At 55.3% G+C, this 24,786-nt stretch carries 19 protein-coding genes and 2 tRNA genes; 9 read left to right on the top strand and 12 right to left on the bottom strand.

Going from position 1 to position 24,786, the window contains the following annotated elements; translation table 11 throughout:
- Positions 1 to 119 precede the first annotated feature (119 nt).
- Together clpX and ACFQ14_RS13720 are read right to left on the bottom strand one after the other, a co-directional pair.
- Positions 120 to 1,394, bottom strand: a complete 1,275-nt coding sequence (gene clpX, locus ACFQ14_RS13725; RefSeq protein ID WP_377213327.1) for an ATP-dependent Clp protease ATP-binding subunit ClpX — start codon at positions 1,392 to 1,394, stop codon at positions 120 to 122.
- A 244-nt stretch (positions 1,395 to 1,638) separates the two neighbouring features.
- Complete coding sequence (locus ACFQ14_RS13720) at positions 1,639 to 2,277, bottom strand: ATP-dependent Clp protease proteolytic subunit (RefSeq protein ID WP_377213326.1); 639 nt, start codon at positions 2,275 to 2,277, stop codon at positions 1,639 to 1,641.
- A 249-nt stretch (positions 2,278 to 2,526) separates the two neighbouring features.
- Here ACFQ14_RS13720 and ACFQ14_RS13715 point away from each other — a divergent pair, with 249 nt between their 5' ends.
- Positions 2,527 to 3,102: a methyltransferase domain-containing protein gene (locus ACFQ14_RS13715; RefSeq protein ID WP_377213325.1), complete on the top strand. Its 576-nt coding sequence runs from the start codon at positions 2,527 to 2,529 to the stop codon at positions 3,100 to 3,102.
- A gap of 615 nt (positions 3,103 to 3,717) precedes the next feature.
- Here ACFQ14_RS13715 and ACFQ14_RS13710 read toward each other — a convergent pair.
- From ACFQ14_RS13710 to ACFQ14_RS13680, 7 genes are all read right to left on the bottom strand, one after another.
- Entirely contained in the window at positions 3,718 to 4,635 is a 918-nt protein-coding gene (locus ACFQ14_RS13710; RefSeq protein WP_377213324.1) for a DMT family transporter, read from the bottom strand.
- A gap of 6 nt (positions 4,636 to 4,641) precedes the next feature.
- Positions 4,642 to 7,488 (bottom strand): valine--tRNA ligase, encoded by a 2,847-nt coding sequence (locus ACFQ14_RS13705; RefSeq protein WP_377213323.1) that lies wholly within the window; start codon positions 7,486 to 7,488, stop codon positions 4,642 to 4,644.
- A gap of 88 nt (positions 7,489 to 7,576) precedes the next feature.
- Positions 7,577 to 8,335 carry a PopZ family protein gene (locus tag ACFQ14_RS13700; protein WP_377213322.1) on the bottom strand — a complete coding sequence of 253 codons (759 nt, stop codon included), beginning with the start codon at positions 8,333 to 8,335 and terminating at the stop codon, positions 7,577 to 7,579.
- Positions 8,336 to 8,557: 222 nt separating this feature from the next.
- The gene (locus ACFQ14_RS13695) at positions 8,558 to 9,913 is read right to left on the bottom strand and encodes a TolC family outer membrane protein (RefSeq protein ID WP_377213321.1); all 1,356 of its coding nucleotides are present in this window, start codon (positions 9,911 to 9,913) and stop codon (positions 8,558 to 8,560) included.
- A 158-nt stretch (positions 9,914 to 10,071) separates the two neighbouring features.
- Entirely contained in the window at positions 10,072 to 10,740 is a 669-nt protein-coding gene (locus ACFQ14_RS13690; RefSeq protein ID WP_377213320.1) for a protein-L-isoaspartate O-methyltransferase family protein, read from the bottom strand.
- A gap of 118 nt (positions 10,741 to 10,858) precedes the next feature.
- Positions 10,859 to 10,932, bottom strand: a tRNA-Cys gene (locus ACFQ14_RS13685).
- A gap of 90 nt (positions 10,933 to 11,022) precedes the next feature.
- Complete coding sequence (locus tag ACFQ14_RS13680) at positions 11,023 to 11,268, bottom strand: hypothetical protein (RefSeq protein WP_377213319.1); 246 nt, start codon at positions 11,266 to 11,268, stop codon at positions 11,023 to 11,025.
- Positions 11,269 to 11,362: 94 nt separating this feature from the next.
- On the opposite strand from ACFQ14_RS13680, the gene ACFQ14_RS13675 reads away from it, so the two are divergent.
- Positions 11,363 to 11,437: transfer RNA gene (locus tag ACFQ14_RS13675), tRNA-Asn, on the top strand.
- Between the two features lie 26 nt (positions 11,438 to 11,463).
- Here ACFQ14_RS13675 and ACFQ14_RS13670 read toward each other — a convergent pair.
- Complete coding sequence (locus tag ACFQ14_RS13670) at positions 11,464 to 12,126, bottom strand: OmpA family protein (RefSeq protein WP_377213318.1); 663 nt, start codon at positions 12,124 to 12,126, stop codon at positions 11,464 to 11,466.
- Positions 12,127 to 12,258: 132 nt separating this feature from the next.
- On the opposite strand from ACFQ14_RS13670, the gene ACFQ14_RS13665 reads away from it, so the two are divergent.
- The 7 genes from ACFQ14_RS13665 to sseA all read left to right on the top strand — a co-directional run bounded on the left by ACFQ14_RS13665 (position 12,259) and on the right by sseA (position 19,536).
- Entirely contained in the window at positions 12,259 to 13,701 is a 1,443-nt protein-coding gene (locus ACFQ14_RS13665) for a cryptochrome/photolyase family protein (protein WP_377213317.1), read from the top strand.
- Between the two features lie 130 nt (positions 13,702 to 13,831).
- Positions 13,832 to 15,091, top strand: coding sequence for a class I SAM-dependent methyltransferase (locus ACFQ14_RS13660; protein ID WP_377213316.1), 1,260 nt, complete (start codon positions 13,832 to 13,834; stop codon positions 15,089 to 15,091).
- Positions 15,092 to 15,136: 45 nt separating this feature from the next.
- Positions 15,137 to 16,462 carry an MFS transporter gene (locus tag ACFQ14_RS13655; protein WP_377213315.1) on the top strand — a complete coding sequence of 442 codons (1,326 nt, stop codon included), beginning with the start codon at positions 15,137 to 15,139 and terminating at the stop codon, positions 16,460 to 16,462.
- 102 nt (positions 16,463 to 16,564) lie between these two features.
- Positions 16,565 to 17,608: a cysteine synthase A gene (locus ACFQ14_RS13650; protein WP_377213314.1), complete on the top strand. Its 1,044-nt coding sequence runs from the start codon at positions 16,565 to 16,567 to the stop codon at positions 17,606 to 17,608.
- Positions 17,605 to 18,339 carry an alanyl-tRNA editing protein gene (locus ACFQ14_RS13645; RefSeq protein ID WP_377213313.1) on the top strand — a complete coding sequence of 245 codons (735 nt, stop codon included), beginning with the start codon at positions 17,605 to 17,607 and terminating at the stop codon, positions 18,337 to 18,339. The genes ACFQ14_RS13650 and ACFQ14_RS13645 overlap by 4 nt, the downstream gene beginning before the upstream one ends.
- Before the next feature lie 4 nt (positions 18,340 to 18,343).
- On the top strand, positions 18,344 to 18,679 hold the full coding sequence (locus tag ACFQ14_RS13640; protein ID WP_377213312.1) for a hypothetical protein: 336 nt from the start codon (positions 18,344 to 18,346) through the stop codon (positions 18,677 to 18,679).
- An 11-nt stretch (positions 18,680 to 18,690) separates the two neighbouring features.
- Complete coding sequence (gene sseA / locus ACFQ14_RS13635) at positions 18,691 to 19,536, top strand: 3-mercaptopyruvate sulfurtransferase (RefSeq protein ID WP_377213311.1); 846 nt, start codon at positions 18,691 to 18,693, stop codon at positions 19,534 to 19,536.
- Here sseA and ACFQ14_RS13630 read toward each other — a convergent pair.
- Complete coding sequence (locus tag ACFQ14_RS13630) at positions 19,533 to 20,360, bottom strand: L,D-transpeptidase (RefSeq protein ID WP_377213310.1); 828 nt, start codon at positions 20,358 to 20,360, stop codon at positions 19,533 to 19,535. The two genes, sseA and ACFQ14_RS13630, sit on opposite strands and share 4 nt — an antisense overlap.
- A gap of 159 nt (positions 20,361 to 20,519) precedes the next feature.
- Complete coding sequence (rpoC, locus tag ACFQ14_RS13625; protein WP_377213309.1) at positions 20,520 to 24,719, bottom strand: DNA-directed RNA polymerase subunit beta'; 4,200 nt, start codon at positions 24,717 to 24,719, stop codon at positions 20,520 to 20,522.
- Positions 24,720 to 24,786: the final 67 nt, after the last annotated feature.

The raw sequence follows: 24,786 nt of genomic DNA, 5'->3' as shown, positions 1-24,786 counted from the left end.
CAAGAGTTGGATAAGTTTTCACTGCCTGCCGATGATGTGGGGTAGCGAAAAGTGGTTTCAAGGCACAAAAAAGCCCACCGGAAGGGCGGGCTGATTTGTCTCGAAAATACAAAAGGCACTTACGCGCTTTCGGCTTCTTTCGGTTCTTCTTCCTTGTCCGCATAGATATACAGCGGCTGCGTGTTGCCGTTGACGACTTCCTCGGAAATCACAACCTCTTCAACACCTTCCATAGCGGGCAGGTCGAACATCGTGTCCAGCAAAATGCCTTCGATGATGGAGCGAAGCCCGCGAGCACCCGTCTTGCGCTTGATTGCCCGCTGAGCGATGGCTTTCAACGCGTCTTCTTGGAAGTTGAGCTTCACATTCTCCATGTCAAAAAGACGCTGATACTGCTTCACAAGCGCGTTTTTCGGCTCAGACAAAATCTTCACCAACGCCTCTTCGTCCAGATCTTCCAAAGTCGCCAAAACCGGGATACGGCCAACGAATTCAGGGATCAGGCCGAAGCGCAACAGGTCTTCGGGCTCAAGTTCTTTGAACAATTCACCCGTTTTGCGATCTTCCGGGCTTTCAACGGCAGCGCCAAAACCGATGCCAGTGTTGCGACCACGGTCTGAAATGATCTTGTCGAGGCCGGCAAATGCGCCGCCTGCGATGAACAGGATGTTGGTGGTATCAACCTGCAGAAACTCCTGCTGCGGATGCTTGCGCCCGCCCTGCGGCGGCACGGAGGCGACTGTGCCTTCCATGATCTTCAGCAAAGCCTGTTGCACGCCCTCGCCCGATACATCGCGGGTGATCGACGGGTTGTCCGACTTTCGGGAAATCTTGTCGACTTCATCAATGTAAACAATGCCGCGCTGAGCGCGTTCAACGTTGTAGTCGGCGCTTTGCAGCAACTTCAAAATGATGTTTTCAACGTCTTCGCCCACATAACCTGCTTCCGTCAGCGTCGTGGCGTCAGCCATGGTGAAAGGCACGTCCAAGATGCGGGCCAGCGTCTGCGCCAGCAGTGTCTTGCCGCAACCTGTCGGGCCAATAAGCATGATGTTGGACTTGGAAAGCTCGACTTCCTGGTTGTCGGCCATGTGTGCAAGGCGCTTGTAGTGGTTATGAACGGCAACCGACAGCACACGCTTGGCGCGGGGCTGGCCGATCACATAGTCGTTCAACACGTCCATGATTTCTTGCGGGGTTGGCGTGCCTTCTTGAGACTTCACCATGGAGGATTTGTTTTCCTCTCGGATGATGTCCATGCACAACTCAACGCATTCATCGCAGATGAAAACGGTCGGGCCCGCGATCAACTTACGCACTTCATGCTGGCTCTTGCCGCAGAAAGAACAGTAAAGCGTGTTCTTGGAGTCGCTGCTGCCGGATACTTTGCTCATTACCCACCTATAGCGAGGTTGAGTGCCCCCAACCTCTTTTTTGTTGCGTGGCTGGAGTGATCGTTACACTGCCAAGCCACAAGTCAACCCTGCGCCCCTACTGGAAAGGCCGGGATTCGGCGATCTGCCCATGAAATTGGGGCAAATCCGGTCACGCAGCCCACTGCGTGGGACATTTGGTAACATGCCGGGGCTGAACGCGCCCTTAACAGCGCATCAACCGAACATGAACCATATGCGCAAGTTACGCGTCGTCGCCGGAAGAGGTTTCCATGTCGTCACGTGACGTAATCACGGTATCGACAACCCCAAACTCCTTCGACTCTTCCGCGGTCATGAAATGGTCGCGGTCGAGCGTCGCCTCAATCGTATCGTAATCCTTGCCCGTATGGGTCACATAAATCTCGTTCAAACGACGCTTGATCTTGATAATATCAGCCGCGTGGCGCTCAATGTCCGAAGCCTGCCCCTGAAAGCCGCCTGATGGCTGGTGCAGCATCACTCGGGCATTGGGCAGTATAAACCGCATATCTTTCGCACCGCCGCAAAGCAGCAGCGAGCCCATCGAAGCCGCCTGCCCCATGCAGAGCGTGGCAACCGGCGGTTTGATGAACTGCATCGTGTCATAAATCGACATGCCAGACGTCACCACGCCACCGGGCGAGTTGATGTACAGAGCGATCTCTTTCTTCGGGTTCTCCGCTTCCAAGAACAAAAGCTGCGCACAAACCAGCACAGCCATCTGATCTTCGATCGGGCCGGTAATGAAAATAATGCGCTCTTTCAGCAGGCGGGAGAAAATATCATAAGCGCGCTCACCACGGTTGGTTTGCTCCACAACCATGGGAACAAGAGCGGCGGCAGTTTCAATCGGATCCTTCATCGGATGCCTTTCGGTATTTTAGAATCGCTTTGTTCTAGCAGACAGCGCCAACGGTAAACGCTTTCTTAATCGCGGGAACAAAGTGACAGATTTAAGGGGGTTGTAGAGAATCGTGTTGAGGCAAAGATAGGTTATGGCGAAAGCGAATTAAAGGGGCGCAGCGCCACAGGGGCTGAGCACTTTCAATAATGGACAAGTATCAACTTCGCAGCGATGGTCCAGCAAATTCCAAGCCAGAGCTAAATCCACATGCCAACACCTGAAAACACCAAGAAAACAAAGCAGCCAGACTGGGTCCGCGTTGTTATGCAGCGTGAAACCCGAGCTTGGATTGATGGGCTTGAGCCGGATACGCTCGATGCTTTTGAAATTTCAGGTCACGAATGGGGTCGGCGCCCTTTCAAGACCTATTCGAACGCCTTCTATCCCGATTTCGACATTTGTGCCGGCGCTCCCGATGGCAAGTTTGACCTCATTATCGCGGAACAGGTTTGGGAACACCTGCGCTATCCCCACCGCGCGGCCCAAAATGTGCTGAGCGCCCTGCGACCGGGCGGATATTTCCTTATCACCGTGCCCTGCCTCATCCGCGTTCATCCAACGCCGGACGATTGCAGTCGCTGGACTGCCCAGGGATTGCGGTACTTTCTGGAGGAAGCCGGTTTCGACCCCGCCGCCATCCGCACCGACCAATGGGGCAACAAACAATGCGTCATCGAAAATCTGGAAAAATGGCCGCGCTACAATGCGCAAGAGCACAGCCTGGAAAACGATCCCCTCTATCCCGTCGTCGCATGGGCTTTGGCCCGAAGGCCGGTGAATTAAAGCTGCTGAACGACGGCAGCGAGGGAGAGATCTCTTTCAATTCCCCTGCAAGAGCACCGGCACCGCACCCCAATTCGTCATCCCGGAGCCGCCGGAGGCGGAGTCCGGGATCCAGTGCTAAGAGGGGCACCCACACGGCGCTGGGTTCTGGGTTCTGGCAATGCCAGCCCCGGAATGACGGTGGTGGAGTGAGGGGAAATCGAAAAAGACTTATTCACGCTTCCTCACCGTCCCNCCGGTATGTAACTGGGGGCGATGACCGGATCGTCTCCCAAAGTGCACGTCACCCAGTTTCCAGCGCCATTCGGTTAAAGCCCGAAGGTCACGCGGTCGTTGCTCCCATGGGCTGAAAAGGTCCATGCAAACGCAGTCGGAAGGGTAGTCGTAAAAATACCGGGTGGAGCGGGCGGCGGCCTGCCACACAAACACACAACAGACACGGCGGACTTCCGCCCGCTCCATCAGTTCTGCCCGAAGGGTGGAAAGCAGACATCCTCTCGCGGACGGTTCGTCCGGCGGAGATGCAAACTCATGCCTTCAATCAACAATTCGTCATCAGGAGCCGCGAGATGCGGAACGACGGCGGGTGGGTCGCAGCGCCCATCAACAGCAGTCTTAAGGCGTGTTGACGCGGCGTTGGGCGGCGCGCTCCAGGCCCAGTTGGCGTTCGCGGTAGATAATGATCAAGCCCGCGCAGATCACCAGCGCGACTCCTGCAAGAACCGTTTGCGTCGGCACTTCGTCAAACAGCCAATAGCCAACCACAACCGCCAGCAGGATCGACGTGTATTCAAACGGGGCAATCACCGCCGTCTCGGCATAGCGATAGGAGGAGGTGAGAAATATCTGCCCCACACCGCCCAGCAGGCCCGACAGCACCATCAAGCCGAATTCCGTCCAGCCGGGCACAACCCAACCGAAAGGCAACGTAACCAACGACAAAACTGCGGCCGAGACAGAGAAATAAAACACGATGGCAGGCGTCTTTTCCGTATCCACCAGCTTGCGCACCAAAACCTGTGCCAGCGCCATAAACACAGCACTGGTAAGCATCATGACAGCACCCAACGCCTCCAGCGCGTCGCCCGTGCCCTCCCGCAAGGTTGTCAGCCGCGGCGCAAGGATAATCACCACGCCAACAAGACCCAAAATGACCGCCGACATGCGAAACGCCCGAATGCGCTCGCCCAGAAACATAGCTGCGAAAATCACGGTCAAAACGGGGGCCGCATACCCAATGGCCGTCACTTCCGGTAACGGCAGCAGGGCGAGCGCGGCAAAGCTCAGCATCATGGCCGTGGAACCCACCAAACCCCGCCAAAAATGGCCCAGCGGGTTTTGCGTCTTCAACCCATCGCGCAAATCGTGGGAAAACCAAAGCCAGACCAGAATCACCGGAATGGCGAAAAAGGCGCGGAAAAACACCGTCTCACCGGGCGGCACCGTTTCCGCCGCCGCCTTGATACAGGTCGCCATCGCCACAAAAATCGTGACGGACATGACCTTAAGCGCAATGCCGGTGAGCGGGTTCATACCGGCCTATGCCAGGCCCGCGATGCGCTCCAACGCTTCGGCCACCTTTTCCCGCTTGCCTGTCGCATCAGACAAGCGATCCCGATTTTCCTGCACCACCGCATCGGGCGCGTTGGCGACAAATTTCTCGTTGGCGAGCTTGCCGCTGATCTGCTTGATGTCTTTGTCGAGCCCGGCCAGTTCTTTTTCAAGCCGTGCTTTCTCTGCAGCGAAATCAACAACTCCGTCCAGCGGCAGGCACAGCGTGGCTTCACCGACGACGATCTGCGCGGCTCCCTGCGGCGCGGCATCGGCGAGCGCGACAGTTTCCAACCGCGCAAGGCGCTTGATGGCACCGTCATTGCGCGCCAGCCGTGCCTTGGTTTCTTCGCTCGCATTCACGACTTCCAACTGCATTTGCAGGCTCGGCTTGATGTTCATTTCGGAACGAACGGAACGCACCTGGCTGACCAGATCGATCAGCCAATTGATCTCGTCCGCCGCCGCATCGTCGCGCAGTTCCGCGCTCGGCCAATCGGCATGGCACAGCAGGCTATCGCGGCTTGCAGTAGAGGCCCACAATTCCTCCGTCATGAAAGGCATGAACGGATGAAGCAGTTTGTAAATCCCGTCGAGAACGTGCGCGGCAACAGCCTGCGATTCCGCCTTTGCGGCTTCGTCTTCACCGCCAAACACAGGCTTCAGCAGTTCCAGATACCAGTCGCAGAACGTGTTCCAAGTAAAGCGGTAAGCGGCAGCGGCGGCATCGTTAAAGCGCAGTTTTTCAATCGCTTCCGTTACCTCGTCAACGGCCTTGCCAAACTCGGTCAAAATCCAGCGGTTAAGCTGTTGCTTGGACTCGCGAACATCAAAATCCGTCCACGCCGCCTCGTTCATCTGCGCGAAGCGGGTGGCGTTCCAAAGCTTGGTTCCGAAATTGCGGTAGCCCGCAATCCGCGCCGTATCCAGCCGCACGTCCCTGCCCTGCGCGGCCATGATGGCCAGCGTAAAGCGCAGCGCATCCGTGCCGTATTCGTCCATCAGGTCGAGCGGGTCGATGACATTACCTTTGGACTTAGACATTTTCTGCCCATCCTTGTCCCGCACAAGCGCGTGAACATAGACCGTGTGAAACGGCTCGATAGGCTTGCCGTCCGCATCCTTCATAAAATGATCGCCCATCATCATCATCCGCGCGACCCAGAAAAAGATGATGTCAAAGCCTGTGACGAGAACGTCAGTCTGATAGTATTTGGCAAGTTCCGGCGTTTGCTCGGGCCATCCCAGCGTCGAAAACGGCCAAAGCGCGGACGAGAACCACGTGTCGAGGACGTCAGGATCGCGTTCAAGCTCAACTGCTGCTCCAGCAATTTTCTGTGCCTCGTCTTCGCTCTTAGCAACGAAGATATTCCCGTCTTGATCAAACCACGCGGGTATCCGATGCCCCCACCAAAGCTGGCGGGAGATACACCAAGGCTGGATGTTTTCCATCCAGTTGTAATACGTATTTTCCCACGTCTTCGGCACGAAGTTCGTGCGCCCCTCTTTGACCGAAGCCAAAGCAGGCTGGGCCAAAGTTTCGGCGTCGCAGAACCATTGGTCCGTCAACATTGGCTCGATGACGACCTTGGAGCGGTCGCCATAGGGAGCCTGAAGTTTGTTGTTTTCGACGAGCGGGACTTGGTTCCCTTCTTCGTCCAGCACCATGACGGCCAAGCCTTCAGCCGTTATATCGGCCACAACCTTTTCGCGGGCATCATAACGATCAAGCCCGCGATATTCTTCCGGCACGAGGTTGATGGCATCGACATAGTTTTCGTCAGGCTCACCGCCCTGAGAAACCAGCGCGTTGGCTTTCGCTGCTTCCTCGGCATAAGGCGCACCATCGGCGCGCATCGCGGCCTTCGTGTCCATCAGCCGATACATCGGAATGTTGTTTCGCTTGGCAACTTGGTAGTCGTTGAAATCGTGCGCGCCTGTGATCTTCACTGCGCCGGAACCGAATTCAGGATCGGGGTATTCGTCCGTGATGATCGGAATCAGTCGGCGGTGCTCTTTCGGGCCGACGGGAATTTCGCACAATTTGCCAACAATCGGCGCATAGCGTTCGTCGGACGGATGAACGGCAACAGCGCCATCGCCAAGCATGGTTTCCGGACGTGTGGTGGCGATGGAAATATAGTCCCGCGTCTCGCGCAGGGTCACATTCCCGTCTTCATCTTTCTCGACATATTCATAGGTAGCACCGTCCGCGAGCGGATATTTGAAGTGCCACATATGGCCATCGACTTCGATGTTCTCGACCTCAAGATCGGAAATCGCCGTCTCGAAATGCGGATCCCAGTTGACCAGCCGCTTGCCGCGATAGATGAGACCCTCGTTGTAGAGTTTGACGAAAACCTCCAGCACCGCTTCCGACAGACCCTCATCCATCGTGAAGCGTTCACGCGACCAGTCACAGCTCGCGCCGAGGCGTTTCAACTGGTTAAAGATCGTGCCGCCAGATTCCTCTTTCCACTCCCAGACCTTTTCGACAAAAGCCTCCCGTCCCATTTCGCGACGGCCGGGTTGCTGACGTTCCATAAGTTGACGCTCAACCACCATCTGCGTTGCAATACCCGCATGGTCCATGCCCGGTTGCCAAAGCACGTCCTTGCCCCGCATCCGCTCAAAACGGCACAGAATGTCCTGCAACGTGTTGTTGAGCGCATGGCCCATATGCAGCGAGCCGGTAACATTCGGGGGCGGAATGACGATGCAAAACGGTTCAGCGCCCGGCTTTGCACCAGCACCAGCGGCAAAGGCGTTTGCCTCGTCCCATTTCTTCGCAATGCGCGGTTCAACGCTTGCGGCATCATAGATTTTTTCAAGCATGAGTTAGTCTGGTCCGACACGCGAAAAACATTGCACCGTGTAAAGACAACGGACGCAACACTGTCAACAAATGGAAGCGAAAGGGGCGCTAGCCCAGTTTGCGACCGCGTGATACGCGCTCAATCTCTTCGCGCACGAGCCGCTCAACGATGCCGGAGAGGTTGTCGGACAACCACTGACGGACAACGGGGCGCATGATTTCAGTCAGGTCGGAACTGATGGTTGCGCCGCTGGCATTCATCAAAGCCTCCGCCACTGCCTGCGGTGTCACCGAAGTATCAACAGCAGAAGGAATGGCTTTTTCTACACGCTCCTGCGCACCCAAAACTGATTTGCGCAGTGCCTCGCGCTCCGCTTCGTTCTTCTTCCGCAATTCTTCGCTGCGCATGGCCGTCGTGCGGTATTTCTCCAAGCGTTGCTCAAGCGTCAGGCCTTTATCATCAACCGCAGAAAGTGGCGGTTGTGGTGGCGTTGCGTGCACACGGTTTTGGATGGAAGCCGCAGCAACCGCAGCCGCAGCGCCCAATGCAGGCTTCATCGGAATTGGCGGTGCATCAGCAACAGGCGCTTCCATTTGCGAGGCGACTTCTTCTTTGACCACCGTTTCCATCTCGCGCTGCATCGCGGCCATCAGGTCTGGCTCGGACTGGCTGCTGGAGACAGGGTCGTTCACGTTGGATGGATTTGTTGGGTGGGTATAGCGATCACGCTCGGAAACGCTGTCACCGCTCGCTTGCTCATCTTCAGCGATAATCTGACGGATGGACGCCATGATATCATCCATCGACGGTTCTTCGACCGTCTCGTTCATATCCTGCTGGGGCGCGGCGTTGCCTGGATTTGCCATAATGCTGTTCCTGAAACCCTGATTTCACTGACCGCATCTCGATTGAGACCGGTCCACCCAAATTGTTGAACCCTGTGTCGCCCACTCAGCGGCGCCGTGCACCACCTATGATTCGTTTTCCACGACTATACAGATGACGATGGTAAACAGCACCCGCTACATGCAAACACATGCTTCAGGTGGAATGCTCAACATCAAAATTGTGAAAAGTGGTCCCGCTGCCTAGCGACCGCTGGGCGTGCGAAGTCCAAACCAGCGGTCTTCAACCTGCTTGGCGTGTTCTTTCGGCGAATAATGCGCGACCTGAAGGTTTAATCGACGACTGTTCAGCCGACCGATAGCAGCGACTAATTGGTAGCCAGCAATCACGCGGTCGCGCCGCGCGTTCAACAAAAGCTCTTGTGCCTGGAGCAGAGTGGTCTGGGAATTCAGAACATCAAGCTGAGTGCGTTGCCCCACATTGCGCTCCTCAACAACGCCTTCGAGCGCCAAGCGCGCCGCGCGAACCTGTGCGCGGTTTGCATCAAGGTTAGCTCGCGCGGCTTGCAGTTGCGTCCATGCCGACACGACTTGTGCTCTCACCTGATCGCGGGCCTGGTCAACAAGGATGCGTTGCTCGCCCAAAGTTTGCTTGCCCTGACGAACGGCGGAATATTCCGCTCCACCTTGATAGATGGGAACTTGCACATTCACCGTGGCCTCAACCGAAGAATTGCGGCTTCCTTGGGTGGTTTGGTTGAAGCTTTTGTTGGCCCCACCGTTCAACGTAACAGTTGGAAGCAATGCGCCTTCAGCCACTTTCACATTAAATGCCTGTGCGTCCACCAGGTGTTGCGAAGCGCGGATGGCAGGATGTTCCGCCATCGCGATTGCAATACCTTGGGACTGCGAGCGAGGATACAGGCGTGCCGGGCCGCTGGGCCATTTCAGATTGGTCGGCTCGCGTCCTGTCAATTGGCGATAATTGGCGCGACTTGCCTGCAATTGAGCTTGTGCCGCTTGCAGTTGCGCCTGTGCACGGGACAATTGCGCTCGGCTTTGTTCCAGATCTGTGCGCGTGCCTTCGCCCACATCAAGCCGCGCTTGTGAAGAACGCACCTGCTCCCGCAAGAAAGCTAAGCTCTGCTTACGAATCGACACCAGTTCGCCCGACTGCAAGACGTTGGCGTATGCAATAGCGGTGTTGAGCAGAACGTTCTGCTCAACATTGCGCAGCGTCTCACGCGACGCGCGGATACCGGCTTTTGCAGCCTGCACGGAATTTACGGTTCTGAAGCCGGAAAACAGAGCTTGTGAAATCTGAATGCCATAGCCGTAAGGGGTCGTGTTGGTTACACCACCGATATTGCTGTCGGACTGTCTCAACCCAGCGCTGGCGTTGGCCGAGATGGTTGGACGGTACCCGGCTTGGGCCTGAGGCAGATTCTCGTCGTTGGCGCGTGTTGCCGCCCGCTGGGCATTCAATTCCGGATTTGAATCATAAGCACTGGCGAGCGCTGAACGGATCGACTCCGCGCTTGCTGGCTGGGCGAGCAACACCGCCACCAGACTACCGCCAAGAATTTTGGAAACACTCATCGTTACGCAACCCAATCTGAACACCTGAAGAGCCTAACGCACCACGATGAATAAACCTCTACCGCGACAAAGCCACACCGCCTATAGCCCGGCCGCTTCCTCACCAACAATTCTAAAATTGTAAAGGTGAGTTGAGACTGCCTGTCTCACGCGTTTGATTAAAACACGAACTCGCTCGCCCTCGCAAAGCCAGGAAGCGGCCGAACCGCACAATTGAATGCCACACGCCCAGAAAGCACGCCACCTTCTCTCAAGTACAGTTTTGCAACAGCCGAATTGCCTTGGCCCTCAACACAAACCAGTTTGGCACCTTCTTTCAACTGAGAAAGAAAAGCGTCAGGAACATAATCAACGGACCCGCCGATAAAGATTGCATCGTATGGCCCTTCGGACGGATACCCTTTTTCTAGCGGTCCTTCGACAACCACGGCGTTGTCATATCCCAATTCGGTCAAACTGCGGCTAGCCCTTTCGACCAATTCCGAATCGCATTCCAACGCAACAACGGAATTACACAGTCTCGAAAGCACTGCTGTTGAATAGCCAGTAGCGCATCCAACATCGAGGACAATGCAGTCTTTGGTCACGTCGGCCAACTGAACCAAGCGCGCCATCGGCGTTGGTTCCATTAGGTATCGGTCTTCGCCGGCACCGTTGGTGGAAATCGCCAGATCTTCATCGATATAGGCCAGCGGCTTTTGCGCGGCGGTCACAAACATCTCGCGCGGCACTTCGCCAAACGCACGCAGCACATCGTGCGACGTCACGTCATTGGGCCTGATCTGGCAATCCACCATTGTGATACGTGCTTTTTCGAAATCAATCATGTTGCCATCGGCAGCTTCATCTGGGCTTCCTGATACGTGATAAACCCAATGCGCGGGCGTGGGTCAATACACAAGATGGCTATTGGCCGTACACGATTTGCAATTGGTTTGGGTGCGATGGAGGCCTCTGCCGGAATCGAACCGGCGTACACGGATTTGCAGTCCGTTGCGTCACCACTCCGCCAAGAGGCCATCCGTTGCGCATCCCGTGTGGTGAGCGGGACGGCATCGTCTAACAAACGCCCTTGCCCTTGCCAAGCGCCAAATCACAGCGCGTGCTTATCAAGAGCCCGACCCATCATTTCTTTTTACGCTTTGTCCAACGCCAAAACGCCTACCGAAACGCACCAGCAGCTTGCGCCGAAACCGTCTAATTGACGCAAAATCCTGACTCAAAACAAAAAGACCAAGCGGGATCATCCAGAAGCCCAATATGGGCAAGAAGCCCAATATGCCCCCAAGAATCAGCGCCACACCCAGTGCCGTTCGCCCCAAACGTGTTCCCGGCATTGACGATTTCAAATCCATATGCCGAATTTGCCCTTGCGGTTGGCCCAAAACCTTTGCTAAGAGCGCGCATCGCTGAAGGCAAGGCAAATGCTGCCCGACCCTACAACGAAGTTCCCCGGTAGCTCAGTGGTAGAGCAATCGACTGTTAATCGATTGGTCGCTGGTTCGAATCCGGCCCGGGGAGCCAACGCTCTTTCATTCCGAGAAAAATTTTTAGCTCTGAGTAAGCGGCGCGATCTGAATTTCGACGCGGCGGTTGCGCGCCTTGCCCTCTTCGGTGGCATTGGAAGCTATAGGCTGCGCCTCGCCGTAACCGATAACCTGATAGCGGCGCGAATCTGTCCCCTGCTGCACAAGATATTGCGCAACATTAACCGCGCGACGCTCCGACAGCTGCTGGTTGTAGCTATCAGAGCCATCAGAATCAGTGTGGCCATAAACATTCACCAGCGACTGGTCGAATTCCTTTAAAACAAGCGCGACGGAATTGAGCGTGCGGAAAAACTCACTGCGAATGTCCGCCTGATCGGTAGCAAAGGTGATATTACTGGGCATGTTGAGGATAATCACATCACCTTGACGCGTAACGCTTACGCCTGTGTTAGCCAATTCTTCGCGCAGCTTCGCCTCTTGGCGATCTTGATACAGACCAACACCGCCACCGGTAAGAGCGCCGATGCCCGCGCCAATCAATACAGATTTTCGCGTGCTTGCATTTGTCGTTTTACCAACGATAAGCCCGCCCAAAGCACCCACTGCAGCGCCAGCACCGGCACCAATCGCAGTTCTGGAGACCTTTTGCTGGCCTGTATACGGGTCGGTTGTGCAGGCAGTCAGCGTGAGTGCGGCAATTGAGCCGATAATGATCTTGCGCATTTTGGAAGCCTTCGAGAGGTGATATTGACAAACTCTGAGCGGGCTATGCCTAAAATTGAGTAAAATTGCGGCGAGATCGTTGATAAAACCGTTCACTTTCCGCAACGCACGTTTATATCGAGGGGCCAAGCCATGACGGAAGCATCCGCACCAACCCTCATGTGGTTTCGTCAGGATTTGCGGTTGTTGGACAACCCGGCCGTGTGTCATGCAGCCGAAGCTGGTCGCCCTGTCGTTGCCGTCTATATCCACGACGAACAAACATCCGGCATCCGTCCGCTGGGCGCAGCTCAAAAGTGGTGGCTGAATCAATCGCTAAAAAAACTGAATCAAGCCGTTGAAAAAAAGGGCAATCACCTGATTTTTCGCAGCGGCCCTGCAGATCGTGTAATTGATGAACTGGTGAAGGAAACGGGCGCGGCTTCAGTAGTCTGGAATCGTCGGTACGGAGAAAGCGAAGAAAAGCTGGATGCAAGCATCAAGTCAGCACTAACCGACCGTGGAATCGAAGCTAAGAGCTTCAAGGCATTGCTCATGCACGAACCAGCGCTGGTTCGCACCAAGACAGGCAACCCCTACAAGGTTTACACCCCGTTTTGGAAAACATTTCGCGCTGAAGCCGATGTGCGCCAGCCACTTCCTGCGCCGGGAGAACTAAAAGCACCTGATTCTTACCCTAAAAGCGACGATCTCGCTTCTTGGGGCTTGCACCCCTCAAAACCCGATTGGTCCGGGACGATTGCGGATAAATGGACTCCGGGAGAAGATGCGGCACAGGAACAGATGGAGCACTTTCTTGCCGACGATTTGCGCGTGTATGATGAAGCCCGCGACCACCCCGGACCAGACCGGACTTCGCGCCTTTCCCCTTACTTGCGTTTTGGTGAAATCAGCCCGTTCCAATTGTGGCATGCAGCCCACGACCAGCGCCGCACTGCTGGAGACAGCGCCCGTGAGACCTGGGTTAAAGAGTTGGTTTGGCGAGAGTTTTCGTACCACCTGCTCCATAATTTTCAGTCACTACACGAGAAAAATTTCAACGAAAAGTTCGACGCTTTTCCTTGGGCGAACAACGCGTCCTTTCTCACCGCATGGCAAACGGGTAAGACGGGATACCCTATTGTTGATGCCGGTATGCGACAGCTTTATCAGACGGGCTGGATGCACAATCGAGTGCGCATGATCGTCGGATCTTTTCTCGTTAAGCATCTGTTGATTGACTGGCGAGAGGGCGAACGCTGGTTTTGGGATTGTCTTGTGGATGGCGACCCAGCCTCGAACCCTGCGCAGTGGCAATGGGTGGCAGGTTCCGGCGCCGATGCAGCACCATACTTCCGCATCTTCAACCCGATGATGCAAAGCGAGAAGTTCGACAAAAAAGGCGAATATATTCGTCAATATATCCCGGAATTGGCTCAACTGCCCGACAAACACATCCATATGCCTTGGGAAGCGCCGCTGACCGTGCTGCGCGACGCCGGGGTAAAATTAGGAGATACCTACCCTATGCCAATTGTCGATCACAAAACGGCCCGCGAAAAAGCACTTGCAGCCCTCAACGAAACCAAAGGGTGAAACACCCCGTTTAAGGTATGCTCGATGACCTCGCTTGACCGCTTGTGGATCGGACGCCAATAATCGCATCGGACGGGCTGGTTCGGCGTCCACAAAGGACAAAGCGCGAAGCGTGCTTGTGAAATAAACAATGACACAAAACGGGACCCTGATGCGCCAAGACGACGTAATTGACCTGAACAATGAGAATTTGAGCGAAGCGCTGGCCGATTTGCCGCGTCGCGTCGCTTTCGTCATGCGCAATCTCACATTGATGAAATACGGCTCGGTTCAGGTCACCGTTCCTGGTGGAAAAACGTTTCGTTTCAAAGGCCCAAATCCGGGCCATCACGGAGAGGCAGTGTTGCATACATGGGGCTTGGTGCGCCGTGTGCTGACCGCCGGTTCGATGGGCGCTGCCGAAAGCTACATAGAGGGCGAGTGGGACAGCCCCGATGTGACCCAATTCCTTGAGCTCTTCCTCGAGAATTCGCGCGGACACGGTGCCGACGGCTTTTTTCAGAAGAACTTTCTGGTCAATTTCGTAACATCGTTGCGCCACTGGATGAACCGCAATTCCAAACGCGGCTCAAAACGCAACATCGCCGCCCATTACGACCTTGGCAACACCTTCTACGCGCAGTGGCTTGATCCAAGCATGACATACTCTTCAGGCATATTCCGTGACGGCGCTAACTCACTGGAGGAAAGCCAGGATGCGAAATACAAATCCCTCGCAGAACGCACCGGCATCGAAAAGCATCATCACGTTCTAGAGATTGGCTGTGGCTGGGGCGGTTTTGCCGAATACGTCGCAAAAAATATCGGCTGTAAAGTTACTTGCCTGACGATCAGCCAAGAGCAGTACGATTTTGCAAAAGCACGAATGCAAAAAGCTGGCTTGTCCGATCTTGTGACCATCAAATTCCAAGACTACCGAGATGAAACAGGCCTCTACGACCGCATCGCTTCAATCGAGATGTTCGAAGCGGTAGGTGAACAGTACTGGGACAGTTATTTCTCCCAAGTGAAAACCTGCCTGAAACCGGGTGGCAGAGCAGGCGTCCAAATCATTACGATCAAGGATGAGGACTTTGAGGGCTATCGCAAATCACCGGATTTCATTCAGAAGTATATTTTCCCTGGCGGAATGCTACCGACAGCCAAAATTCTCACGGACCTCGGCGCGAAATTCGATCTGAAACAAGTCTCCACCCGTGCCTTCGGCTATGACTACGCCGAAACTCTGGAGGAATGGCGTCACCGCTTTTGGAAGGCGTGGCCGACAATCGAACCATTGGGCTTCGACACCCGCTTCAAACGCATGTGGGAGTTTTATTTCCACTACTGTGAGGCTGGCTTCAAATCTGACACGATTGATGTGCGTCAGATCGTTTATGAGCGCGTCTGAAGCGATGCGGCACTGGCCGCACGCTAATGAGAACGCGGCCAATCAATGACCCTAAACCTTCCTCGCCTCATAGCATACGGCCTTCCAGCGATATCGCTGGCTGCTCTCACGCTGCCGCTGTACGTGGTCGTGCCCACCTTCTATGCGGAGAGCCTCAAACTGCCGGTCGAGGCAATTGGTCTAACGTTGCTGTTCGTGCGGCTGTTCGATGCGGTCAATGACCCGTTGATCGGTTGGCTATCGGACCGTTGGCGCCCGGCTTGGGGCAGACGCAAGGTATGGTTCACAGCCTTCGTTCCAATCGCCCTGCTGGGCGCTTGGAACCTGTTTTGGCCCCCTGCCGATGCTGGCCTCTGGCATCTTGGAGTTTGGTCGCTCGTCCTCTCGTTGGGCTATACCGGCGCCATTCTTCCCTACACAGCATGGGGCGCTGAACTGGACACATCCTATGAAGGCCGCTCTCGTGTTGCCGCTGTGCGCGAAGGCTTAATTCTCGTAGGAACACTGGTCGCCATCGCTGTGCCGTTCACCTTGGGGTGGAGCGACCCTGCTGCCTTTCACGGGCTCGCATTGCTGGCAGTCGGTATCGCACTCACGCTACCAGTATTCGTGACTATCACCCTGTTCTTTGTGCCTGAACCCCGCGAACGCAGCCGAACGCGCGTTAATCTGAGTGATGGTTTGGGTCACATGATCCGCAACGCCCCATTCGTACGGCTTGTCAGCGCCTTTTTGTTGAACGGTCTTGGGAATGCTATCGCCGCCACTCTGTTCCTACTTTACGTCTCCGAACGCTTGGGTCTTGGCGACCAACGCGGCGCATTTCTGTTCGTCTACTTCCTCGCTGGCGTCATCGGAGTGCCGTTCTGGAATTGGTTGGCAAAGCGTACGTCGAAGCACCGCGCATGGTGTATCGCGATGATCTTTGCCATTGTCGTGTTCTCCCCTGCACCCTTCTTACCGGAAGGCTCCATCTACGGCTTTGGCGCAATATGCGTGCTATCGGGTCTCGCTTTGGGCGCAGATCTGACGCTGCCACCAGCCATCCAAGCCGACGTTATTGACGTTGATACTGCCCGTTCAGGTGAACAACGTTCCGGCACCTATTTTGCGGCGTGGAGCCTAACAACAAAGCTGGCGCTGGCGCTGGCCGTCGGCATTGCCTTCCCAGTGCTCGGAGTCTTTGGGTTCGACCCGGCACAAGATGCGCAGTCAACGGCAATCGGCATCACCCTGCTTGGCTTCTTTTACGGTTGGGGACCAATCGCCCTTAAAATTCCGGCAGTCGCAATGATGTGGAATTTTCCGCTCACGCGCGAGGATGTTGACCGCCTTAGCGATGAAATCGATGCCGCACAAAGGGCCGTTTGAGCAAGATTTCCCCGGCTCCTGCCAATTGGACGAACACCATTCCTTGCTCCATCATCAGCACAGCGCTAAATCTCATTTCACCATTCACCGGCTGATCAATCCATGTCCGTTTTTCCTGACGTCATCGCCGCCATCGGCAACACACCGCTCATCCGACTGAACAAGGTTTCAGACGAGACCGGCTGCGAAATTCTCGGTAAGGCCGAGTTTCTCAACCCCGGCCAATCAGTCAAAGACCGCGCAGCTTTATCGATTATACGCCATGCAGAACAAGCTGGCGCCATCCGCAAAGGCGGACTGATCGTGGAAGGAACTGCTGGCAATACCGGCATTGGTCTTGCAATGGTGGGGAATGCACTTGGCTACCGCTCGGTGATCGTCATCCCCAACAGCCAGAGCCAGGAAAAGAAAGACGCGATCAAGGCGTTCGGCGCAGAACTGATTGAAGTTCCGCCCGCCCCCTACTCCAACCCGAACAACTTCGTCCGTCTGTCGGAGCGCCTTGCCAAACAGTTGAATGAAACCCATCCGCAAGGAGCCATTTGGGCCAACCAATTCGATAATGTGGCCAACAAACAAGCTCATATCGACACAACTGGCCCTGAAATCTGGCGCGATACCGATGGCAAGGTTGATGCCTTCATCTGCGCGGTTGGTTCCGGCGGAACCTTGGCAGGAACGGCAGACTTCCTGCGCTCCAAAAACCCGAAGGTAAAAATTGGTCTTGCCGACCCGGGCGGTGCGAACCTCTACCACTATTACAAGGATGGTGAGTTGCGCTCTGAAGGAGGCTCGATCACAGAGGGAATCGGCCAAGCGCGCATCACTAAAAACCTTGAAGGATTGGAAGTTGATTTCCCTTATATGATTCCCGATAGCGAGGCGCTGCCGATCGTCTTCGACCTTATGGAACATGAGGGGCTGGTGCTGGGCGGTTCCTCTGGCATCAACATCGCTGGCGCAATGCGTCTGGCCCGCGATCTCGGCCCAGGCCATACAATCGTGACCATTCTGTGCGACTATGGCACCCGCTATCAGGCCAAGCTGTTCAACCCAGAATTCCTCCGCTCCAAAGAACTGCCTGTGCCTGACTGGATGGAGCGCCATTCCAACATCGACATTCCGTTTGAAGAGGTCGAAACGTGACACGCCAACTGTTCGCAGAAGACGCCTACCTGAGCACATACGAGGCAAAGGTTGTAGACGTGAGCGCACGCGGTGGAATCATCCTTGATGCGACCAACTTTTACGCAACATCTGGCGGACAGCCTGGCGACACCGGGTTCCTCGAACGGGCTGATGGCACCAAGGTTCAAATCGCCACAACCGTTTACGACGAGGGCGGCAAGGAAACGATCATTCATATTCCAGCGGAGGGCGAAGTCGTTCCGGAAATCGGGGAACCTCTTGTGGCTCATATCGACTGGGACCGCCGCTACCGCTTGATGCAAATGCATACCGCTTGCCATCTACTCTCTGTCATCTGTCCGCTGCCAATTACAGGCGCATCGGTGAGTGAAGCCGACAGCCGCATTGACTTCGATATGACGGACACCGCTGACAAGGCGGAACTGACCGAGCGGATGATGGAACTCATTTCGGCCAATCATCCGGTCTTCACGCGCTGGATCACGGAAGCGGAACTTGATGCCAACCCCGATCTGGTGAAATCCAAAAACGTGAAGCCACCACGCGGTGTTGGCAAAATTCGCCTTGTCTGCATCGGCGAGGATGCGGCGATAGACAGCCAGCCTTGCGGCGGGACCCACGTTTCGGAAACGGGCGAACTGGGTGCCATGCATATCGGCAAAATCGAAAAGAAGGGACGCGAAAACCGCCGGATGCGGATTCGGTTCGGTAAGCTTCCACAGGGATAAAGTTATGAAACGACAAGCCATAATTGTTGCCATAGCGAGCGCGATTAATGTCTCGCCAGCATTTGCAGGCAAAGCCAACGACGCTTTGGAAGCCCAATCCGAAGGCAAACGCTCGACGTTGTTTACCGCAGCAATAGGCAAGTCCGGCTTCAATTGTGGTCAGGTAACGACGTATCTTTTCATGGGTGAAAAAGCGGGGGCCGACTGGTTTTCGCTGCGCTGCCGCAACGGCCAGGACTTCGCCCTTCGTATTATGAATGTCGAAGACCTGCCGACCCGCGCACTGCCCTGCAAAGCGCTGGAAGCAGCCGGTGCGGCCTGCTGGACCAAACTCGACTGAAAGAGCACCCCATGAAAAGTCCTTTTGTCGTAGACACCGATTGGCTGTTTGTGCGCCTCGACGATCCAACCGTTTCGATTGTGGACGCGTCTTGGTATCTGCCAACAATGGGCCGCAACGGACGGGCCGAATTCGACGCGATGCACATTCCAGGAGCCGTCTATTTCGATATCGACGCTTTCAGCGAACCAGAAGCCGCCTTGCCTCACACGCTTGCATCGCCCGAACACTTTGCCCGTGAAGCAGGCAAACTGGGCATCTCGCACACCGATACAATCGTCGTTTACGATGGTTCAGGCTTGTTTTCAGCCGCCCGCGCATGGTGGAATTTCCGCATTATGGGCGCGGCCAAAGTGGTGATTTTGGATGGCGGGTTGCCGGAATGGATAGAGCATCGCCTGCCTGTGGAGGCCGGAACAGCACCGATCTACCCCAAACTGTTCGTGCCGAATTTCGACGCAAAGGCCGTGATTGGATTTGAGGAAATGGGCCAGACAATTGAAGACGGCGCGGCCAAAGTTGCCGATGCCCGACCAGCCGGACGGTTTTCCGGAGTGGAACCCGAACCGCGTGCTGGGATGCGATCTGGCCACATGCCGGGGGCAAAAAACCTACCAGCAACCACCCTTTCCGAAAACGGAAAGCTGCTCAATATTTCTGATTTAAGGGCCAAAATCGATGCCGCTGGCATAAACCGTGACGAAGAGGTGATAACCACTTGCGGTTCAGGCGTCACCGCAGCGATCATCTCGTTGGCCTTGGAAAGCACCGGTCATTCAAACCACCGTCTCTACGACGGATCATGGAGCGAATGGGGTGGCAGAGATGATACGCCGATTGTGACCGACCAAGCCTAGCGGCTGCTTTCCTGCACAAGATTTTGTGCAACCTGCGTGCGAACTTGAACAGACGCCTTACGGTTCACCCGGTCATACAGATCAATCACATCTTGGTTGATCATACGGAAACATCCACTCGACGCGGCCTTGCCAATGGAAAACGGTTTGTCGGTGCCATGAATGCGATAGAGCGTATCTTTGCCGTTCTTGAACAGATACATGGCACGCGCACCCAGCGGATTTGCAGGACTGCCCTTCAACCCTTCGGCATATTTAGCAAGCTCAGGCTTGCGCTCAATCATTTCCTTCGGGGGGGTCCAAGTGGGCCATTTCTGTTTCCATTGCAGAACAGAATTTCCCGTCCAACCGTATCCCTCTTTGCCCACGGCAATTCCGTAGCGCATGGCCATACCGTTGCGCTCAACCAGATAGAGATGCTTTCGCTTAGCATCAATTACGATTGTTCCAGGCCGCTCCGGACCAAAGTAGCGCACTTGTTGGCGAAGGTAGCGCGGTGACATTTTTGTATAGTCGAACGCCGAAATCTGAATGCCATCGTCGTTTTTAGCAGCATAAATGGACGGATAGTCAAACGTCTGAGGCTCTGGCCTAGCGGCATACGCTTGATCACGAGCGACGAAACTCGCGTGATCCGCCTTGCCAGCATGGACGGCAGCAGTCCGCATGACCGAAGGTGACGTAGGCGGAGCGTAAGCGCTGGTTAGCGTTTGGCTACTTGAGCAGGCTTGAAGAACCACAACGCCCGAAAGAACGAAAATCGAAGCAGCCGTTCGGGAGAGATCCAAACCACGACCAATTCTAAAAAAGCCCAACTTACTCATGAAACACCCACCCTGCGCTGTTCAAACGACTGTTCGTCGTCCTCATTCTGCGCCCCTATCGGGAAGCCTACTGTGAGCAATGTCACACGGCAAGAAACAAAAAGGCCGCCGAAGGGTTCCCTCGGCGGCCTTACATTTTATCGTTAACGGACAAAGTGGCTATTCAGCCGCCTCTGTTCCCTCACTCTGGTCCTCAAGAAGCGCAGCTTCCGCCTCGTGAATTTTGCGTTGTTCGTCAATGATCAGATCATCACGCGCATTTGCGATACGACGCACCTGGCTCATTACGCCGCCCGTGCCGGCCGGGATCAAGCGACCAACAATAACGTTCTCTTTCAGGCCTTCCAGCGTATCGGACTTGCCGGCAACAGCCGCTTCCGTCAACACACGGGTCGTTTCCTGGAACGATGCGGCCGAGATGAACGAACGGGTCTGCAACGACGCTTTCGTGATGCCCAGCAGAACAGGCTCGCCTTCGGCTGGCTTGCGCCCTTCCTCAGCCAGCTTTTCGTTCATCAGGTCCATCTCGATACGGTCCATCTGCTCGCCGCGCACAAGGCCCGACTCACCAGGGTCAGTCAATTCGACCTTCTGGAGCATCTGACGAACAATCACTTCGATGTGCTTGTCGTTAATGCCCACGCCCTGCAAACGGTAGACTTCCTGCACTTCATCAACGAGGTAAGACGCAAGCGCCTCCACACCTTTGACTGCAAGAATGTCGTGCGGCGCAGGGTTGCCATCCAGAATATAATCACCCTTCTCGATCGGATCGCCATCCTGATAGTGGAACGGCTTGCCTTTCGCGATCAGGTATTCTGCTGGTTCCGCTTCTGGATCCGCAGGCTCAATGTGGATGCGACGCTTGTTCTTGTAGTCGCGGCCAAATCGGATCGTGCCGTCGATTTCCGCAATCACAGCCGCATCCTTTGGACGCCGCGCTTCGAAAAGCTCCGCCACCCGTGGCAGACCACCCGTGATGTCTTTCGTTTTGGCGCTTTCCAGCGGCACACGCGCGATCACGTCACCAGCTTTGACTTCAGCACCTGGCTCGACTGACAGAATAGCGTCGACCGAAAGCAGGAAGCGAGCTTCGCCACCCTGCTCGGAGACCATGACATTACCCTTCTTGTCTTTCACCACCAGCGCAGGCTTCAAATCAGCACCGCGCGGATTTGTACGCCAATCAATGATTGTGCGTTTGGTGATGCCGGTGTTCTCATCCGCAGATTCGGTCACAGACACGCCTTCCAGCAGGTCTTCGAATTCCACGATGCCAGTTTCCGGCGTCAAGATTGGGCGCGTGTACGGATCCCACTCGGCGATACGCTCGCCTTGTTTGACCTTGTCACCATCATCAACATGCAGGCGCGAACCGTAGGTGACGCGGTGGACAGCCAATTCACCGCCCTTCTCGTCAAGAATTTCCACGGCCATATTGCGGCCCATCACCATCAAGCGTCCTTCCGAGTCCCGCACCACGTTGCGGTTACGGATTTTCACTTCGCCTTCGTAAGAAGCCTCAATGAACGAGGAATCCACTACGTTTGCCGTGCCACCAATGTGGAAGGTACGCATGGTAAGCTGCGTGCCTGGCTCACCGATAGACTGAGCGGCGATAACGCCGACAGCCTCACCCATGTTAACGGGCGTGCCACGCGCAAGGTCACGGCCATAGCAGGTGCCGCAAATGCCTGTGCGCGTTTCACACGTCAGCGCAGAACGGATTTTCACCTGCTGGATGCCAGCCTCTTCAATGCGCTCAGCATCTGTCTCTTCAATCGACTGACCAGCAGCAACGATCACATCACCGCTTTCTGGATCGACAACATCTTCAGCCGCTGCGCGGCCTGAAATGCGCTGCGCCAAGGACGCTACCATTTGGCCAGCATCAACAATTGCCTGCATGGTCAAACCATTCGACGTGCCGCAATCGGTTTCGTTGATGATGCAATCCTGGGCAACATCAACAAGACGACGTGTCAGATAACCGGAGTTAGCCGTTTTCAAAGCCGTGTCTGCCAGACCCTTACGGGCACCGTGGGTGGAGTTGAAGTACTCCATCACGGTCAGACCTTCTTTAAAGTTCGAGATGATCGGCGTCTCGATGATCTCGCCAGAAGGCTTGGCCATCAGACCGCGCATACCAGCCAGCTGCTTCATCTGCGCTGGCGAACCACGCGCACCGGAGCGGCTCATCATGTAGACCGAGTTCATCTGTTTCTGGCGGCCGTTTTCGTCAAACTGAGTAGCCTGAATGCCGTCCATCATTTCATCGGCAACTCTGTCACCACACTTCGCCCAAGCATCAACAACCTTGTTGTACTTTTCGCCCTGCGTGATCAGACCGTCATTGTATTGCTGCTCGAATTCCTTGGTCAGCGCCTGCGTATCGGCAACCATGCCAACCTTTGTATCCGGAATCACCATATCGTCCTTACCGAACGAAATGCCAGCTTTACAAGCATGGGTGAAGCCAAGCTTCATGATCTGGTCCGCGAAGATCACCGTGTCCTTCTGCCCGCAATTCCGGTAAACCTTGTCGATCATCGCGGAGATGTTCTTCTTGGTCATTTCCTGATTGCAGATATCAAAGGTGATGCCCGGACGCTTCGGCAGAAGCTCACCAATCAACATGCGGCCCGGCGTTGTGTCGTGCAGTTCAGCAATCTCGTTGCCTTCATCATCAACACGGGTAAACCGGCCCTTGATTTTGGTGTGCATAGTCACAATGCCATTGTCCAGCGCGTGCTGCATCTCACCGGCATCGGCAAATGCCATGCCCTGGCCGGGCTCATTCTCTGCCTCAATCGACAGATAGTAGAGCCCCAAAACGATGTCCTGCGACGGCACGATGATCGGCTGACCGTTGGCCGGGTGCAGAATGTTGTTGGTCGACATCATCAGCACACGTGCTTCAAGCTGAGCTTCCAGCGACAACGGCACGTGAACGGCCATCTGGTCACCGTCAAAGTCAGCGTTAAACGCCGCACAGACGAGCGGGTGAAGCTGGATGGCTTTACCTTCGATGAGCGTGGGTTCAAACGCTTGAATACCAAGGCGGTGAAGCGTCGGCGCACGGTTCAACAGAACCGGATGCTCGCGGATAACCTCGTCGAGGATATCCCAAACTTCGGGCTTTTCTTTTTCGACCAGCTTTTTGGCTTGCTTGACCGTGGACGAATAGCCCTTGGCGTCAAGGCGCGCATAGATGAACGGCTTGAAGAGTTCGAGCGCCATTTTCTTGGGCAAGCCGCACTGGTGCAGTTTCAGTTCCGGACCAACCACGATGACCGAACGACCGGAATAGTCGACCCGTTTGCCGAGCAAGTTCTGGCGGAAGCGGCCCTGCTTGCCCTTGAGCATGTCAGACAGCGATTTCAGCGGGCGCTTGTTGGCGCCCGTGATCGTGCGGCCGCGGCGACCGTTATCGAACAGAGCGTCGACAGACTCCTGCAACATGCGCTTTTCGTTGCGGATGATGATATCCGGCGCACGAAGTTCCATCAGGCGCTTCAAACGGTTGTTACGGTTGATCACCCGGCGGTACAGATCGTTCAGATCAGACGTTGCAAAACGGCCACCATCCAGTGGCACCAGCGGACGCAGGTCCGGTGGAATTACCGGGATCGTCTTCATAATCATCCATTCCGGGCGGTTGCCGGAATCAAGGAAGGCCTCAGCCGTTTTTAGACGCTTGGAGAGTTTCTTGTACTTCAGTTCAGAGGTTGTCTCTGCAATCTCAACACGCAAGTCATTGACGAGCTTTTCAAGATCGATGTTTGAGAGCATTTCGCGGATCGCTTCAGCGCCGATCATGGCGGTGAAGTTCTCCTCGCCATACTCTTCCTGAGCGATCATATGCTCTTCTTCGGACAGAAGCTGGAACTCTTTGAGCGGCGTCATGCCGGGTTCAATCACAACAAAGTTTTCGAAGTACAGAACGCGCTCAAGGTCTTTAAGCGTAAGATCCAGCAGAAGACCGATGCGCGAAGGCAGAGACTTCAGGAACCAAATGTGAGCGACTGGCGAAGCGAGGTCGATGTGCCCCATACGCTCGCGCCGCACGCGCGACAGCGTAACTTCAACGCCGCACTTTTCACAGATAATGCCTTTGTATTTCATGCGCTTGTATTTGCCGCACAGGCATTCGTAGTCTTTGATCGGGCCAAAGATACGCGCGCAGAAAAGACCATCGCGTTCAGGCTTGAACGTGCGGTAGTTGATGGTTTCCGGCTTTTTGATCTCACCAAACGACCATGACAGGATTTTCTCCTGGCTGGCGATGGAAATGCGGATGCTGTCGAAAGTTTCGGTCTGCACCTGCGGGTTGAAGAGATTCATGACTTCGGAGTTCATGTGTCCAGCTCCTTTGGGGCTTTGCCCCGATGCGGCTTCTTTCTGGAAGCCTCAAAATTCGTAAACG

The organism is Pseudahrensia aquimaris (assembly GCF_042676045.1).
Taxonomy (GTDB): Bacteria; Pseudomonadota; Alphaproteobacteria; order Rhizobiales; family Rhizobiaceae; genus Pseudahrensia; species Pseudahrensia aquimaris.
This window is presented reverse-complemented; position numbering and strand designations above follow the sequence as displayed.

What these genes read in the sequence shown, in the direction of transcription:
- ACFQ14_RS13650 (WP_377213314.1), top strand. Translation starts at nt 16,565, where the DNA reads ATGTCCGTTTTTCCTGACGTCATCGCCGCCATCGGCAACACACCGCTC.
- rpoC (WP_377213309.1), bottom strand. Translation starts at nt 24,719, where the DNA reads ATGAACTCCGAAGTCATGAATCTCTTCAACCCGCAGGTGCAGACCGAA.
- ACFQ14_RS13705 (WP_377213323.1), bottom strand. Translation starts at nt 7,488, where the DNA reads ATGCTTGAAAAAATCTATGATGCCGCAAGCGTTGAACCGCGCATTGCG.
- ACFQ14_RS13695 (WP_377213321.1), bottom strand. Translation starts at nt 9,913, where the DNA reads ATGAGTGTTTCCAAAATTCTTGGCGGTAGTCTGGTGGCGGTGTTGCTC.
- ACFQ14_RS13640 (WP_377213312.1), top strand. Translation starts at nt 18,344, where the DNA reads ATGAAACGACAAGCCATAATTGTTGCCATAGCGAGCGCGATTAATGTC.
- clpX (WP_377213327.1), bottom strand. Translation starts at nt 1,394, where the DNA reads ATGAGCAAAGTATCCGGCAGCAGCGACTCCAAGAACACGCTTTACTGT.
- ACFQ14_RS13700 (WP_377213322.1), bottom strand. Translation starts at nt 8,335, where the DNA reads ATGGCAAATCCAGGCAACGCCGCGCCCCAGCAGGATATGAACGAGACG.
- ACFQ14_RS13660 (WP_377213316.1), top strand. Translation starts at nt 13,832, where the DNA reads ATGACACAAAACGGGACCCTGATGCGCCAAGACGACGTAATTGACCTG.
- ACFQ14_RS13680 (WP_377213319.1), bottom strand. Translation starts at nt 11,268, where the DNA reads ATGGATTTGAAATCGTCAATGCCGGGAACACGTTTGGGGCGAACGGCA.
- ACFQ14_RS13670 (WP_377213318.1), bottom strand. Translation starts at nt 12,126, where the DNA reads ATGCGCAAGATCATTATCGGCTCAATTGCCGCACTCACGCTGACTGCC.
- ACFQ14_RS13630 (WP_377213310.1), bottom strand. Translation starts at nt 20,360, where the DNA reads ATGAGTAAGTTGGGCTTTTTTAGAATTGGTCGTGGTTTGGATCTCTCC.
- ACFQ14_RS13655 (WP_377213315.1), top strand. Translation starts at nt 15,137, where the DNA reads ATGACCCTAAACCTTCCTCGCCTCATAGCATACGGCCTTCCAGCGATA.
- ACFQ14_RS13715 (WP_377213325.1), top strand. Translation starts at nt 2,527, where the DNA reads ATGCCAACACCTGAAAACACCAAGAAAACAAAGCAGCCAGACTGGGTC.
- ACFQ14_RS13665 (WP_377213317.1), top strand. Translation starts at nt 12,259, where the DNA reads ATGACGGAAGCATCCGCACCAACCCTCATGTGGTTTCGTCAGGATTTG.
- ACFQ14_RS13720 (WP_377213326.1), bottom strand. Translation starts at nt 2,277, where the DNA reads ATGAAGGATCCGATTGAAACTGCCGCCGCTCTTGTTCCCATGGTTGTG.
- sseA (WP_377213311.1), top strand. Translation starts at nt 18,691, where the DNA reads ATGAAAAGTCCTTTTGTCGTAGACACCGATTGGCTGTTTGTGCGCCTC.
- ACFQ14_RS13710 (WP_377213324.1), bottom strand. Translation starts at nt 4,635, where the DNA reads ATGAACCCGCTCACCGGCATTGCGCTTAAGGTCATGTCCGTCACGATT.
- ACFQ14_RS13690 (WP_377213320.1), bottom strand. Translation starts at nt 10,740, where the DNA reads ATGATTGATTTCGAAAAAGCACGTATCACAATGGTGGATTGCCAGATC.